This is a genomic window from Stenotrophomonas sp. PUT21 (genome assembly GCF_052232875.1).
Taxonomy (GTDB): Bacteria; Pseudomonadota; Gammaproteobacteria; order Xanthomonadales; family Xanthomonadaceae; genus Stenotrophomonas; species Stenotrophomonas maltophilia_N.
Window position 1 is genome coordinate 678,132 of record NZ_CP197645.1, and the last position, 12,451, is coordinate 690,582.

Sequence of the window (12,451 nt, forward strand, 5' to 3'; positions counted from 1 at the left end):
TGCCAACAATAGCGCGCGCGGCTGAATCCAGCTTTGACGTGCGATGGCCAGCGCCACCGCGTGACGCCACCGGTGGAATCAGTTCAGCACCGGCTGGATGGAGGCCCCATGGATTTCCCAGCCGCTGCCATCCACGCGCGGCTGCAGCCGATACCAGCCCTCGAAACGCAGCGTGTTGGTCCCGGTGCTGACCCGGATCTGGACCGGCACTTCGCGCAGCCTGGAGGGCTCGGCGGTGTCCCGGGCGATGGGCGCGCCGGTCTGGATGCGCAGGCCGCGGAAGTCGGGCAGGGCGCGCAGGGCGGCATCATCCGGGTGACCGCCCGGGCTCTCGCTGGTCCACTGGGCGTCAGCGGTGGCGAGATCACCCTGTGCCAGGGCACTGAGATACGCATGTACCACCGAGGGCTCATCCAGTGCGTCGGCGGCCACTGCACTGAGCGCGGTCGACGCCGCGGCGGTGGGTGGGGGCGTCGGTGGGCTGTCACCAGGCTGCACGGCATCGGCGTCCGCCGCGACATCGGGGCGCGTGGTGGGCCCGGCCACGGGCGGGTGCTGCTGGCAGGAGCACCCGTGCAGGAACAGCAGCGGAAGCAACAGGATGGCGCGGCGCATGCAGGACTCTCCCCGGAGAGCGCCGAGTGTAGCGCTACACCCGGTGCACGGTCAGGGCGCGCCCTGGATGGACTCCAGCGCGGCGAGCACCTCGTCCAGCTGCGGCTGCAGCACGGTCAGCGGGTGGCTGGGTTCGTCGGCGTGGCGCTGCGCAAGATCGCGCAGCAGCTGGGTGGCGACGATCGCCGCGGCACGTTCGTCGCCGCTCAACCCGGTGTTGCGCCGGGCGATTTCCAGCAGGCGCATCCAGTCCTGCTGCGCGCGATGCTCCAGCTCGATGGTGCAGCGCCCGCTGCACTGCAGGCCGTCCTTTTCGATCGGGGTGACGGTAATGCGGTAACGCTGGGAAGAAGAGCTGGCCATGGCTGCCTGCGCGGTGGGGGACAGGGCCACCATAGGGCGCGATGCGTGCCGCGACGACAGGCGCGGTCGCACGCAGTGTTCCACCCTGTGCGTTCCGGTCGGGGCGGCTCGGCCGTGGATCGCGGCAGGACAGGCATCCGCGCGCTTCTCGGCTATCCGCCGCGCGTTGGGCAACGCTGTGTTTCGCTGCGCACGGCGCGCCCCCGCAGCGGCCGGCAGGCCCCTCGGCAAACGTCCCCGGCCGGCGCCTGGTGGTGAACAAAAAAAACGGGACGGCGTGAGCCGTCCCGTTCGGTGCTGCAGGAAGCGCGCAGATTAGAGCGCGGCGTCCTTGAGCTTCTTGAGCGGACGCACCTTCAGCTTGGTGGACGCCGGCTTGGCGGCGAACCACTGCTCTTCCTTGGTGAACGGGTTGATGCCCTTGCGCTTCGGCTTGGCCGGCACGCTGACGGTGGAGATCTTCAGCAGGCCCGGCAGGGTGAAGCTGCCAGCGCCCTTCTTGTGCACCGAAGCGGCGACGGCGCCTTCCAGCGAGGCGAGCACGGCGCGCACGTCCTTGGCGACAACGCCGGACGCTTCAACGATGTGTGCAACCAGACCAGACTTGCTCAGCACTTCCTTGATCGGCTTGGGAGCGGCCGGCTTCGCGGCTGCCTTCGTAGCGACTTTCTTTACTGCCTTCTTCGGGGCAGCCTTCTTAGCGGTCTTTGCCATGGTTTCCTGTTCCGTGAACGGTTGGTTGTTTGGTCGCGCCGAACCCCGTCGGCAAGCGAAATGTAGGGCAACTATGGGGCGCCGCCAATAGGCAAACGCATAAAAATTCGTGATTTCCACGCCCTTCGTTACCGCAGTGCATCAGGTCATAGCCAAAAAACAGGGTCCGCCCTCGCGGCGGAGGCCATCGGTCATGGACCGTCGCACCCCGACTGTCGCACGAAAACCACTTGAAAACAGCATCGGTCCTGATGGCCGATTCAGCTGGGCGCGTCACCTGCCGCTGCGCTGACGGCAGCCAGACACGGCGCTAACGCGAACCGGTCTAGGCTGGCCTGGCCATTCATCCCGCAGGAGATCAACGATGGGTATTTCGCGTCATGCCACCGCGCATTGGGAAGGTGACCTCAAGACAGGCAAGGGACAATTGAGCACGCCCCAGAGCGGCTTGATGGACAAAACCCGCTATGCCTTCAGCAGCCGCTTCGGCGATGAGAAGGGCACCAACCCGGAAGAACTGATCGCCGCCGCCCACGCAGGCTGCTTCACGATGGCACTGTCGGCCAAGCTCACCGAGGCCGGTTTCGTGCCGACCTCGCTGGATACCGAAGCCAAGGTCGACCTCTCGATGGAAGGTGGCCCGCAGCTGTCGCAGATCACGTTGAAGGTGAAGGCCGTGGTGCCGAAGATCGAGGCGACCCAGTTCCGTGCCATCGCCGATGACGCCAAGCAGAACTGCCCGGTCTCCAAGGCGCTCAGCGCCGTGCCGATCACGCTGGAGGCCGAACTGGCCAGCTGATCGGCGCCACGATTGGTGCACAGCAGATTGTGATGGGAAAGCGGCGGCCGCATAGTCGCCGCTTTCCTTTTGTGGGGTGTGTGCATGCGTCCGACTGCTCTCGCTGCCCTGGTCGCCTGCCTGCTGGCCGGGACCGCGCAGGCCGATGTCCGCCTGTTGACCGCCGCTACCATCCATACGGGCAATCCGGACGCGCCGACAGCCACAGCGCTGGCCTGGGACACCGACACCGGGCGCGTGCTCGCCGTCGGCGACCGGCAGGCGATGCTCGAGCTGTATCCACTGGCGGCGCTGACCGACGTCGGCGAGGCCACGGTGATCCCGGGCCTGATCGACGCACATGCCCATCTGATGTTCCTCGGCGGCACGCTGATGCAGGCCGATCTGACCGGCGCCACCAGCACCGCGGACATCGTGGCGCGCCTGCAGCGCTTTGCGGCGGACAACCCCGAGGGCTGGCTGCTGGGCAGCGGCTGGGACCAGAACCGCTGGCCGGACAAGCAGTTCCCGACCGTGGCCGACCTCGACAGCGCCTTCCCGGACCGGCCGGTCTGGTTGGGCCGTATCGATGGTCACGCCGGCTGGGCCAACAGCGCGGCATTGCGCGCGGTCGCCGGGCAACCGGGGCAGCGCGCGCTGAAGGGCAACTGGCAGCCGGCAGGCGGACGCATCGTGCGCGATGCCAAGGGCCAGCCGAGCGGGGTGTTCGTCGATGAAGCGATGACGCTGGTGCAGGCCGCGATCCCGGCGCCGGGCGAGGCCGCCCGCGAGCAGATGCTGACCCGCGCGCTGGATAAAGCGGTCAGCCAGGGCCTGACCGGCGTGCACGACATGGGCGTATCGCGCGCCGATCTGGCCCTGATGCGGCGCTTCGCCGATGCCGGGCGGCTGCCACTGCGCATCGACGCCTATGCCGATGGCAACGGCGAGGCGCTGGCCGATCTGTGCGCGAACGGGGCCTACCAGCACGCCGGTGGCCGGCTGGAAATGCGCGGCGTCAAACTGTTCATGGATGGCGCGCTGGGTAGTCGTGGTGCGGCGCTGCTGGCCGATTACAGCGATGACCCGCACAACCGCGGGCTGCTGGTCACCTCACCGGCTGATTTTGAAACGGCGGTGCGCAAGGCCGATGCCTGTCATGTCCAGGTCGCCACCCATGCGATCGGGGATCGCGGCAACCGGATCGCACTGGAGACCTATGCCAAGGTACTGGGCGAGCGCCGCAGCAGCGACCACCGCTGGCGGATCGAACATGCGCAGGTGGTCGCGCTGGAGGACATTCCGCGTTTTGCCCAGCTCGGGGTGATCGCCTCGATGCAACCCACCCACGCCACCTCGGACATGGGCTGGGCACAGGACCGGGTCGGCCCCGAGCGCATTCTCGGCGCCTATGCGTGGCGGCGGATGCTGGCCTCCGGTGCCCGGCTCGCACTCGGCTCGGACTTCCCGGTGGAACAGGTGGATCCACGCCTGGGCCTGTATGCCGCGGTCACCCGCCAGGACCGTGCCGGCCAACCGCCGGGTGGCTGGCAGCCGGATCAGCGGTTGACGGCCGCCGAAGCGCTGCGCGGTTTCAGCGCCGATGCGGCGTGGGCAGGCCATGACGAGGCCCAGGTCGGCCGGTTGCAGCCCGGCCTGCGCGCAGACTTCGTGGTGCTCGACCGCGACCCGCTCAGCGTTGCACCTTCGGCGCTGGCCGATCTGCAGGTGCGCTCGACCTGGGTCGACGGCGCACCGGTGTTCGACGCGGCGCGCTGAGGCGCCGCGTCAGGGTTACCAGTCCAGCGTGCCGCGGATGACGGTCTGCACCTGGCCGCCGGACCAGACATCGCCGTGGTCATCGATGCGCAGGGTCAGGCGCGCATCGTGGCCGACTTCGCGACCCTGACTGACGACATAGCCGTGCGCGGTGCCGGGCAGTGCATCGCGGCTGTCCAGCCATGCGGCCAACACCGCATTGGCCGCACCGGAGGCGGCATCTTCAAAGCGCCGGCCGTTGCCGACGAAGGCGCGTACCGCCAGGTCCCAGTCCTGGCCCTGGCTGCGCGCATAGGCGAATACCCCCATGCTGTCGGTCGCCTCGGCCAGGGTGGCCACGGCGTCCCAATCCGGGGTGAGCGCACGCAGGGCGGCTTCGTCAGCCAGTTCGACCACCCACCAGCTGCGGCCACCGGCCATGCGCGCCGGCGGCAGGCGGCCCAGCGGCCAGCCGGCCAGCGCGGCCTGCAGGCGCGGATCGTTGGCGGTGGTCACTTCGGCCACCGCGGCGCGCGGCGTGCGGATCGCGATGGTGCGGGCATCCCCGCTGCCGTCCACGCGCAGGGGCAGCGCCCCGGCGATGCCGTCCTGGATCAGCACGCCCTCCACCGGCGCAGCCACGCCCAACTCCAGCACAGCATGGGCGGTGCCCACGCTGGGATGCCCGGCGAAGGGGACTTCCTTCTGCGGGCTGAACATGCGGATGCCATAGCTGGCGCCCGGGGCCTGCGGCGGAAAGACGAAGGTGGTCTCCGGCAGCCGGGTCCAGCGGGCGATGGCCTGCATCGCCGCCTCGTCCAGGCCCTGTGCATCGAGCACGACGGCAAGCGGGTTGCCGGCGCCGGGGTAGGGCGAGAACACATCCAGCTGCAGGAAACGACGGGAGGTCATGGCGGGTCGCTCAACGAAAAACGGGCGGGCAGCTTATCAATCGGCGCCGGGTTCCGGGCCCTGATCCGCGCCCCGCGCACCGGCGTCGAACCAAATCTGCCCAGCCTGGGCCGCCCGGGCCCTGCAACGGGCAGGCTTGGCATAGAATCGGGGGTTCGGCCCGGCGTGCCGGGCGATTCCCCTCACTACCCAAACCTCCACCTCCATGTCAGCTTCCCCCCTTGTCGATCGCTGGATCGTACTGAAGTTCGGCGGCACCTCCGTGTCGCGTCGTCACCGCTGGGACACCATCGGCAAACTGGCGAAAAAACGGGCGGAAGAAACGGGCTCGCGCGTGCTGGTGGTGGTATCGGCGCTGTCCGGGGTGACCAATGAACTCACCGCGATCGCCGATGGCGCCGCCGACAGCCGCGACCGTGTCGCTGCGCTGGTCGCGCGCCACCGTGAGTTCCTGACCGAACTGGAGCTGGATGCCACCGCGCTGGACGTCCGCCTGGACGCGCTGGCCGGGCTGCTGGACGATCCACGCGCCGCCGGGCGGCCGCTGGAGTGGCAGGCCGAGGTGCTGGGCCAGGGCGAACTGCTCTCCTCGACCGTCGGTGCGGCCTACCTGCGCGCCAGCGGTCTGGATTTCGGCTGGATGGATGCACGCGAGTGGCTCGATGCGCTGCCGCCGCAGCCCAGCCAGAGCGAGTGGTCGCAGCGCCTCTCGGTGAACTGCCAGTGGCGTGCCGAGTCGGATTGGGCCACGCGTTTCCGCGCCCAGCCGACCCGCATGCTGATCACTCAGGGTTTCATCTCCCGCCACGCCGATGGCGGCACCGCCATCCTCGGTCGCGGCGGTTCGGATACTTCGGCGGCGTACTTCGGTGCGCTGCTCGGTGCCAGCCGCGTGGAGATCTGGACGGACGTGCCGGGCATGTTCAGTGCCAACCCGAAGGACGTGCCGGACGCGCGCCTGCTGACCCGCCTGGATTATTACGAAGCGCAGGAAATCGCGACGACCGGCGCCAAGGTGCTGCACCCGCGTTCGATCAAGCCGTGCCGCGATGCCGGTGTGCCGATGGCGATCCTGGACACCGAGCGCCCCGAGCTGCCGGGCACCAGCATCGACGGCAATGCCGCGGCGGTGCCGGGCGTAAAGGCGATCAGCCGCCGCAACGGCATCGTGCTGGTCTCGATGGAAGGCATCGGCATGTGGCAGCAGGTCGGCTTCCTGGCCGACGTGTTCGGACTGTTCAAGAAGCATGGCCTGTCCGTGGACCTCATCGGTTCGGCCGAAACCAACGTGACCGTCTCGCTGGATCCTTCCGAAAACCTGGTCAGCACCGATGTGCTGGCCGCGCTGTCGGCGGACCTGTCGCAGATCTGCAAGGTCAAGATCATCGTGCCGTGCGCGGCGATCACCCTGGTCGGGCGCGGCATGCGCTCGATGCTGCACAAGCTCTCGGACGTGTGGGCCACCTTCGGCCGCGAGCGCGTGCACATGATTTCGCAGTCGTCCAACGACTTGAACCTGACCTTCGTCATCGACGAGGCGGACGCCGACGGCCTGCTGCCGATTTTGCACGCCGAGCTGATCGACAGCGGCGCGATGCCAGTGGAGGAAGGCGAAGTATTCGGCCCGCGCTGGCGCGAAATCGCCGGCACCATCCGCCCGCGTGAAACCGCCTGGTGGCGGGGCCAGCGCGAGCACCTGCTGACGCTCGCCCAGGCCGGTACGCCGCGTTACGTCTACAACCTGCCGACGGTGCGGGCGCGTGCGCGCGCGTTGAACGCCATCAAGGCGATCGACCAGCGCTACTACGCGATCAAGGCCAACTCGCACCCGGCCATCCTGGAAGTGCTGGAGCAGGAAGGCTTCGGCCTGGAGTGCGTCTCGCACGGCGAGCTCAAGCATGTGTTCAACACCCTGCCGACGCTGTCGCCCAAGCGCGTGCTGTTCACCCCCAGCTTCGCGCCGCATGCCGAATACGATGCCGCGTTCGCGCTGGGTGTCACCGTCACCCTGGACAACGTGGAAGCCCTGCAGCGCTGGCCGGAACTGTTCAGCAACCGCGAGCTGTGGCTGCGCGTGGACCTGGGCCGTGGCGAAGGCCACCATGCCAAGGTCCGCACCGGCGGCAAGGACTCCAAGTTCGGCCTGCCGATCGCGCGCGTGGATGAATTCGTGCGCATCGCCGGCGAGCTCGGCACCCGCGTGGTCGGCCTGCATGCGCACCTGGGCAGCGGCGTGGAAACCGCGCAGCACTGGCGCCTGATGTGCGATGAACTGGCCGGGTTCGCCCGCCGCATCGGCAGCATCCAGACCATCGATATCGGCGGTGGCCTGCCGATTCCGTACAGTGCCGATGACGAGCCGTTCGATCTGGAGGCCTGGGCTGCCGGCCTGGCCGAAGTGAAGGCGGTGCATCCGGCGTTCCGCCTGGCGATCGAGCCGGGTCGCTATCTCGTGGCCGAGTCCGGTGTGCTGCTGGCGCGTGCCACCCAGGTGGTGGAGAAGGACGGCATCCGGCGCGTCGGTCTGGATGCGGGCATGAACACGCTGATGCGCCCGGCTTTGTACGATGCCTGGCATGACATCGAGAACCTCAGCCGCCTGAGTGGCTACTCCGAGGCGATGTTCGATGTGGTCGGCCCGATCTGCGAATCCAGCGATGTGTTCGGCAAGCGCCGCCGCCTGCCGGCCTCGACCGCGCCGGACGATGTGATGCTGATCGCCGACGCCGGCGCGTATGGCTACGTCATGGCCAACACTTACAACCAGCGCGAGCTGCCGCGCGAGGACGTCATCGATGATGGTCCTTGATCGCTGCCTGCCGCCTTCCAAACCGGATACACCATGACTGCTTTTGATAAACACCAGGTTGCCGTTTTCCGCTTCGTCCGCTGCGCGTTCGCCGCGGATACCGGCGTGGCGCAGCTGGTCTACGCCTTCGATGACGGCCCGGAACTGATCGAGACGGTGACCATCCCGGGGGCGCCGTTCGTGCTTGAGGGTGATCGTGCCGAGGCGGTGCAGCGCGCCCTGCGCCTGCTGCACCTGATCGCCGGCGTGAGCTACTACAAGGCCGGCGTGCCCGAGCAGGTGCGCATCGACAGCTACACGATCGATGCGGCCACCGCCGCGCTGGTCGAGACGGTGTACCTCAACGGCCTGGGCGAGTTCGCCTACCGCAATGGCCTGAACCTGCGTGGCCGCTTCCGCCTGCCGGTCGAGGGCGAGGCCTTCGCCGCGCCGGCGCTGGGCCTGCGCGAACACGCGCTGGTCGCCATCGGCGGCGGCAAGGATTCGCTGGTCAGCATCGAAGCGCTGCGCAGCCTGGGCATCGAAGAGACGGTCACCTGGATCGGTGGCTCGCAGCTGATCCGCGCCTGCGCCGAGCGCACCGGCCTGCCGATCCTCAACATCGGCCGCACCCTGGCCCCGGAGCTGTTCGAGCTCAACCGCCAGGGCGCGTGGAACGGCCATATCCCGGTCACCGCGGTGAACTCGGCGATCATGGTGCTGGCCGCGCTGCTGCAGGGTGTGGACCAGGTGGTGTTCTCCAACGAACGCTCGGCCAGCTATGGCAGCCAGATTCCCGGCACCGGCGAGGTCAACCACCAGTGGTCGAAGGGCTGGGCGTTCGAGCAGGCCTTCGGCGAGCACCTGGAGCAGCACGTTGCGGCGGACCTGCACTACTACTCGCTGCTGCGCCCGCTCTCGGAGCTGGCGGTGGCGCGTCAGTTCGCCAAGAGCGATTTCTACGACGCGCATTTCTCCAGCTGCAACCGCAACTTCCACATCCTGGGCGAGCGCCCGGTGAACCGCTGGTGCGGCGTCTGCCCGAAGTGCCACTTCGTGTTCCTGGCGCTGGCCCCGTTCATGCCGAAGATGCGCCTGGTCGGGATCTTCGGCCGCAACCTGCTCGACGATATCGAGCAGGCCCCGGGCTTTGATGCGCTGCTGGAATTCCAGGACCACAAGCCGTTCGAGTGTGTCGGCGAAGGCCGCGAATCGCGTGCGGCGATGGCGACCCTGGCCACGCGCCCGGAGTGGAATGAAGATGCGCTGGTGAAGCGCTTCGTCCACGAGATCCGCCCGCAACTGGAGGCCACCGAACTGCAGATCGAACCGCTGCTGGTACTGGAAGGCGAACACCGCATTCCGCCGGCAATCTGGGAGCGCCTGCGTGCGAATTTCGCAGCTTGAGGGCAAGCGCGTTGCGTTATGGGGATGGGGACGCGAGGGACGCGCGGCGTTCGGCGTCCTGCAGCAGCGGCTACCGTCGCTGCCGCTGACCCTGTTCTGCCCGGAGGCCGAAACTGCCGCGGCCCGTGAGGAAACCCAGGGGGCGCTGACGGTCCGTTCGGATGTCACCGGCGCGGCGCTCGCGGCGTTCGAGGTGGTGATCAAATCGCCGGGCATCAGCCCGTATGGCGAGGCGGCGCTGCAGGCCTCCGCGCAGGGCACGCAGTTCATCGGCGGTACCTCGTTGTGGTTCGCCGAGCAGGCTGCCGCCGATGGCATCGTGCACGACACCGTGTGCGTGACCGGCACCAAGGGCAAGAGCACCACCACCGCGCTGCTGGCGCACCTGCTGCGTGCCTCCGGCGAGCGCACCGGGCTGATCGGCAACATCGGCCTGCCGCTGCTGGAAGTGCTGGACCCGCAGCCGGTGCCGAAGTACTGGGCGGTGGAACTGTCCAGCTACCAGACCGGTGAGGTCGCGCGCAGTGGCGCGCACCCGCAGGTCGCGATCGTGCTGAACCTGTTCCCCGAACACCTGGACTGGCACGGCAGCCAGGCGCGTTACATCCAGGACAAGCTTCGGCTGGTCACCGAGGCCGCGCCGCGGATCGCCGTGCTCAACGCGGCCGACCCGTATCTGGCCGGGTTGTCGCTGCCGAAGAGCGAGATCGTGTGGTTCAACCAGCCGCTGGGCTGGCACATGCGCGGCGATGTCGTGCATCGCGGCGAGCAGCCAGTGTTCGACACCGCCCATACCCCGCTGCCGGGCCGGCACAACCGCGGCAACCTGTGCGCGGTGCTGGCGGCGATCGAGGCGCTGGGCCTGGACGCGGTGGCGCTGGCCCCGGCGGTGCAGGACTTCCGCCCGCTGCCCAATCGCCTCCAGACCCTCGGGACGCGCGAGGGGATCACCTTCGTCAACGATTCCATCAGCACCACGCCGCACGCGAGTCTGGCGGCGCTGGAGTGCTTCGCCGGGCGCCGCATCGCGCTGCTGGTGGGCGGGCATGACCGTGGGCTGGACTGGCACGACTTCGTCGCGCACATGGCACATGACGTGCCGCCGGTGGAGATCGTCACCATGGGTGCCAACGGCCCGCGCATCCACGCGCTGCTGCAGCCGTTGGCGGACGCCGGCCGTTTCGGTCTGCACGCGGCCGCTGATCTGTCCGAGGCCATGCAACTGGCGCAGGCTGCGCTCGGCGGGCAGGGCGGGGTGGTGCTGCTGTCGCCGGGTGCCCCCAGCTATGGCGTGTACCGCGACTACGTCGCACGCGGCCGTCATTTCGCCGAACTGGCGGGGTTCGATCCCGATGCGATCACGGCGATCCCGGGCATCGGGATCGCATGACGTGCCACGGTAGAGCCGACCGTTGGTCGGCTGCCTGGGATCCTGCGATCAGGCGTCTTCTTCATCGATGAACGCGTAGTCCCCATCGATAAGCTGCTGCAGGTATGCGTCGAAGCTCGGCGCAATCACGCGGTAGCTGTCCGGGTCGTGCAGGTAGCGCACCACCTGGCCGACCGTGCCGCCCGGCGCGGGATCGAAATCCAGGTACAGCATCGAGCTGCCGCCATTGTTCATGCAATGCGAGAAGCACAGGCGCTTGCCCATCGGCAGATCCGCATCGATGCCCTCGCCGAGAATCTCGGGGTCTTCCTCCAGCCATTCCTCGTAGATCGAGCGGATGCTGTCATCCCACTGCGCGCTGTCTTCGAAGGCCTGTTCCACCGAACGCAGGTAGTAGGGGTAATGCCCCTCCTCGACATCCGAACCCAGCATCAGCACCACGACCTCGCCACCGGGGTAGGCGCGGAAATGCGTGCCATCCACCCGCGCCAGCAACGCGACCAGGCTCTCGGGCACCTGCGGCCAGCGCTCGCGCAGGCGCTGCAGATCGGCCGTGCTGGCACCCTCGACCCACGCCCGCATCCGCGCATCCTCTTCGGGCAGGCGCGGCACCAGGCCGGACAGGAAGCGGTCGACAAGGGTCATGAGGTGTTCCAAGCACGGGGGCGGCCAGCCTGCCATAACAGGGACGGAGGTGGTTAATTCAATAACAGGGACGGGGGTGGTTAATTCAGATGAGGTCGGGCGCGGCCGGTCTGCCGGATCACGGGGGCACGTCGACCGGCGCTTCTACACGGTCCCGTCAACCGGCCGTCATACACTCGGGGCTCTTTCTGTCGGGAGCAGACGCATGAACAAGCAATGGCGGTGGGGTGCGGCGGTGCTGTTGGGCATGACGGCATTGCCCGCGCTGGCGGCAATGCAGGCCAAGCCGGTGGAGTGGACCCAGGATGGCACCACCTTCAGCGGGGTGCTGGTCTACGACGACAGTGACAATGACAAACGCCCGGGCCTGGTGATGGTGCCCAACTGGAAGGGCGTCAACGACTCGGCCATCGCCAAGGCCAAGCAGCTGGCCGGCGATGACTACGTGGTGCTGGTGGCCGATGTGTATGGCAAGGGCGTGCGTCCGAAGACCGATGCCGAGGCCGGACCGGTGGCGACCAAGCTGCGCAATGACCGCCCGGTACTGCGGGCGCGGGCGCTCAAGGCAATCGAGGTACTCAAGGCCCAGGCTGGCAAGGCGCCGCTGGATGCCAGCCGGATCGGCGCGGTCGGGTTCTGCTTCGGCGGCACCACGGTGCTGGAGATGGCGCGTGCGGGCGCACCGCTGGCCGGCGTGGTCAGCCTGCATGGCGGCCTGGGTTCGCCGCTGCCGGCCAAGGCCGGTGGAACGCATCCGTCCGTGCTGGTGCTCAATGGCGCCGACGACAAGAGCGTGAGCAAGGACGACATCGCCAGCTTCGAGCAGGAGATGGACGCGGCCCAGGTCGACTGGGAGTTCACCAACTACAGCGGCGCGGTGCACTGCTTCGCCGAAGCCGATGCGAACAGCCCGCCGGGATGCCAGTACAACGAGCGCGCGGCCAAGCGCGCGTGGAAGGCGCTGGATGAGTTCTTCGAGGAGCGGTTCGAGACCAAGGGCCGGTAGAGCCGACCGTTGGTCGGCTGCACCGCGCATGGCGTGGTGCGTTCATCGGGATCGCGGCGCCGGAAGGACGAGCAG

General features: G+C 68.3%; 11 protein-coding genes. 6 read left to right on the forward strand and 5 right to left on the reverse strand.

Annotation, left to right across the window (positions count from 1 at the left end; all coding sequences use genetic code 11):
* Positions 1–78: 78 nt before the first annotated feature.
* The 3 genes from ACTT2I_RS03275 to ACTT2I_RS03285 all read right to left on the reverse strand — a co-directional run bounded on the left by ACTT2I_RS03275 (position 79) and on the right by ACTT2I_RS03285 (position 1,692).
* Entirely contained in the window at positions 79–615 is a 537-nt protein-coding gene (locus ACTT2I_RS03275) for a hypothetical protein (protein WP_421100514.1), read from the reverse strand.
* Positions 616–666: 51 nt separating this feature from the next.
* A complete protein-coding gene (locus ACTT2I_RS03280; protein WP_019185676.1) occupies positions 667–1,011 on the reverse strand; it encodes a DUF3861 family protein in 345 nt (114 codons plus the stop codon).
* A 282-nt stretch (positions 1,012–1,293) separates the two neighbouring features.
* Positions 1,294–1,692 carry an HU family DNA-binding protein gene (locus tag ACTT2I_RS03285; RefSeq protein ID WP_019185677.1) on the reverse strand — a complete coding sequence of 133 codons (399 nt, stop codon included), beginning with the start codon at positions 1,690–1,692 and terminating at the stop codon, positions 1,294–1,296.
* 364 nt (positions 1,693–2,056) lie between these two features.
* Here ACTT2I_RS03285 and ACTT2I_RS03290 point away from each other — a divergent pair, with 364 nt between their 5' ends.
* On the forward strand, positions 2,057–2,491 hold the full coding sequence (locus tag ACTT2I_RS03290; protein ID WP_088432781.1) for an OsmC family protein: 435 nt from the start codon (positions 2,057–2,059) through the stop codon (positions 2,489–2,491).
* 84 nt (positions 2,492–2,575) lie between these two features.
* Positions 2,576–4,249 carry an amidohydrolase gene (locus ACTT2I_RS03295; protein ID WP_421100515.1) on the forward strand — a complete coding sequence of 558 codons (1,674 nt, stop codon included), beginning with the start codon at positions 2,576–2,578 and terminating at the stop codon, positions 4,247–4,249.
* 15 nt (positions 4,250–4,264) lie between these two features.
* On the opposite strand, the gene ACTT2I_RS03300 is transcribed toward ACTT2I_RS03295, so the two are convergent.
* Entirely contained in the window at positions 4,265–5,140 is an 876-nt protein-coding gene (locus tag ACTT2I_RS03300) for a PhzF family phenazine biosynthesis protein (protein ID WP_088432779.1), read from the reverse strand.
* Between the two features lie 205 nt (positions 5,141–5,345).
* Here ACTT2I_RS03300 and ACTT2I_RS03305 point away from each other — a divergent pair, with 205 nt between their 5' ends.
* From ACTT2I_RS03305 to murD, 3 genes are read left to right on the forward strand one after another with little or no spacing between them, the layout of a single operon-like run.
* Positions 5,346–7,949, forward strand: coding sequence for a bifunctional aspartate kinase/diaminopimelate decarboxylase (locus ACTT2I_RS03305; protein WP_088432778.1), 2,604 nt, complete (start codon positions 5,346–5,348; stop codon positions 7,947–7,949).
* Positions 7,950–7,982: 33 nt separating this feature from the next.
* Positions 7,983–9,335, forward strand: coding sequence for a UDP-N-acetyl-alpha-D-muramoyl-L-alanyl-L-glutamate epimerase (murL, locus tag ACTT2I_RS03310; protein ID WP_088432777.1), 1,353 nt, complete (start codon positions 7,983–7,985; stop codon positions 9,333–9,335).
* Positions 9,316–10,725, forward strand: coding sequence for a UDP-N-acetylmuramoyl-L-alanine--D-glutamate ligase (gene murD, locus ACTT2I_RS03315; protein WP_421100516.1), 1,410 nt, complete (start codon positions 9,316–9,318; stop codon positions 10,723–10,725). Before murL ends, murD begins: the two co-directional genes overlap by 20 nt.
* 48 nt (positions 10,726–10,773) lie before the next feature.
* Here the strand turns inward: murD and ACTT2I_RS03320 are convergent, their stop codons facing one another.
* The gene (locus ACTT2I_RS03320) at positions 10,774–11,370 is read right to left on the reverse strand and encodes an SMI1/KNR4 family protein (RefSeq protein ID WP_421100517.1); all 597 of its coding nucleotides are present in this window, start codon (positions 11,368–11,370) and stop codon (positions 10,774–10,776) included.
* A 205-nt stretch (positions 11,371–11,575) separates the two neighbouring features.
* Here ACTT2I_RS03320 and ACTT2I_RS03325 point away from each other — a divergent pair, with 205 nt between their 5' ends.
* Complete coding sequence (locus ACTT2I_RS03325) at positions 11,576–12,376, forward strand: dienelactone hydrolase family protein (RefSeq protein WP_421100518.1); 801 nt, start codon at positions 11,576–11,578, stop codon at positions 12,374–12,376.
* Positions 12,377–12,451: the final 75 nt, after the last annotated feature.

Coding starts and splice junctions, on each gene's coding strand:
- ACTT2I_RS03275 (WP_421100514.1), bottom strand. CDS start 615: ATGCGCCGCGCCATCCTGTTGCTTCCGCTGCTGTTCCTGCACGGGTGC.
- ACTT2I_RS03280 (WP_019185676.1), bottom strand. CDS start 1,011: ATGGTGGCCCTGTCCCCCACCGCGCAGGCAGCCATGGCCAGCTCTTCT.
- ACTT2I_RS03285 (WP_019185677.1), bottom strand. CDS start 1,692: ATGGCAAAGACCGCTAAGAAGGCTGCCCCGAAGAAGGCAGTAAAGAAA.
- ACTT2I_RS03290 (WP_088432781.1), top strand. CDS start 2,057: ATGGGTATTTCGCGTCATGCCACCGCGCATTGGGAAGGTGACCTCAAG.
- ACTT2I_RS03295 (WP_421100515.1), top strand. CDS start 2,576: ATGCGTCCGACTGCTCTCGCTGCCCTGGTCGCCTGCCTGCTGGCCGGG.
- ACTT2I_RS03300 (WP_088432779.1), bottom strand. CDS start 5,140: ATGACCTCCCGTCGTTTCCTGCAGCTGGATGTGTTCTCGCCCTACCCC.
- ACTT2I_RS03305 (WP_088432778.1), top strand. CDS start 5,346: ATGTCAGCTTCCCCCCTTGTCGATCGCTGGATCGTACTGAAGTTCGGC.
- murL (WP_088432777.1), top strand. CDS start 7,983: ATGACTGCTTTTGATAAACACCAGGTTGCCGTTTTCCGCTTCGTCCGC.
- ACTT2I_RS03320 (WP_421100517.1), bottom strand. CDS start 11,370: ATGACCCTTGTCGACCGCTTCCTGTCCGGCCTGGTGCCGCGCCTGCCC.
- ACTT2I_RS03325 (WP_421100518.1), top strand. CDS start 11,576: ATGAACAAGCAATGGCGGTGGGGTGCGGCGGTGCTGTTGGGCATGACG.